This is a genomic window from Vibrio sp. S12_S33 (assembly GCF_963889785.1).
GTDB lineage: Bacteria > Pseudomonadota > Gammaproteobacteria > Enterobacterales > Vibrionaceae > Vibrio > Vibrio aestuarianus.
Map to the genome: position 1 here is coordinate 1 of NZ_CAWPQZ010000154.1, position 1,256 is coordinate 1,256.

Below are 1,256 nucleotides of genomic sequence, written 5' to 3' on the forward strand. Positions count from 1 at the left end.
TGGGCGAAATCATGGCGAATGTTAAAGCTATAAACAAAGTCATAGGACTAGGTATGCCCGTCAGAAGCTAACGGCTAGTCATATATGGTGTTATTGTTCTTCAAACTGATTTGATCAACAACGCCGTCGAAAAGTATGAGCTGTAGGCATTCATAACGTCATATACACTTGAACGACCATCACTCATTTCTAATACATCTTGGTTTGGTTTCACGGCCTCGCCGAGTTCGGAACATAATGTATTATGTTTATTCTGAAAGGTTTTTTTCATTATGTTTTGATACATAACATGGGCGATATAACTGGCTTCATCTGTTGGGTTTTCAAAAGCTATGTTTTGATTCAAGCCAAGTATAGGTTGATATGAAAAGTTAGTATAGAAACTAAGACTGTCAAGATGTTCAAAATCAATAATTGAACTATATGTCTTAGACGAGAAAAATGGTGCAGCCTTAAGCGAACAAGGAATGATAGTGCTTGCTGCTGCTGTTAATATAGTAGCAGAAGAGTGAGTTAAAAATCTCCTGCGACTCAGTGAAGCTAATTTACTTGATCCAAAAATATTAAGTTTTAAGCTCATGTTATACCTCGATTAAACCATAGAATATTGGACTTGGCTTTTTAATTGACCATATATAAAATCCCATAGGTCATTGTTAAATCCCATATGAGAGTAATTCAGTCATAATTCACAAAAGGTTATAATTTGAAGAATAATGATAAGTTATTTATTGCTGATTGTTAATTTTTAAGGCTAATGGTTTGTTTACATTTTTTTTATTTAAATGTTTATAAAAATCAGTTTGTTATTAATTATTTTGAATGGTATTTTTAGGTTTTCACTTGAATAACGTTATGACGTTTATATTTTTTTTAAAATCAATGCTAGTTTATTGAGACGTTGCTAAGATATAAGTGTTACTAGTGTTAATTATATCATTTATTTTCTTGATACTATCAATTGTAAATTGATATGTTGATAATTTATTCCATTAATGGATATTTATTCAAGTTATACTTAGGATTAAAAGTTTTCCTTTTGATGTTAGAAGTGGCCCCCAATTTTCGGACATGACTTTAAGTGATTGATCTGTTTTGATAGTACCCACAATACTGGAACAGATTATGACGGCGTTGTTGCCTAAATCAGTTGAACCTTTTCCAAGTCCTGCGATCTGATCCTTTGTGATGGTAAGAGCGGTGATGACATGGGGAAAACGAAAAAGAAGATAACTAACTGGGCGGAGTACAATAAG

2 protein-coding genes are annotated in these 1,256 nt (G+C 32.5%); both read right to left on the reverse strand.

Features of this window, described 5'->3' with window-relative positions; all coding sequences use genetic code 11:
• Positions 1 to 100: 100 nt before the first annotated feature.
• A complete protein-coding gene (locus AACW06_RS19600; protein WP_192076336.1) occupies positions 101 to 580 on the reverse strand; it encodes a twin-arginine translocation signal domain-containing protein in 480 nt (159 codons plus the stop codon).
• A gap of 427 nt (positions 581 to 1,007) precedes the next feature.
• Positions 1,008 to 1,256, reverse strand: a 249-nt coding sequence (locus AACW06_RS19605) for a hypothetical protein (protein ID WP_238336765.1), incomplete at its 5' end; no start/stop codon positions are given.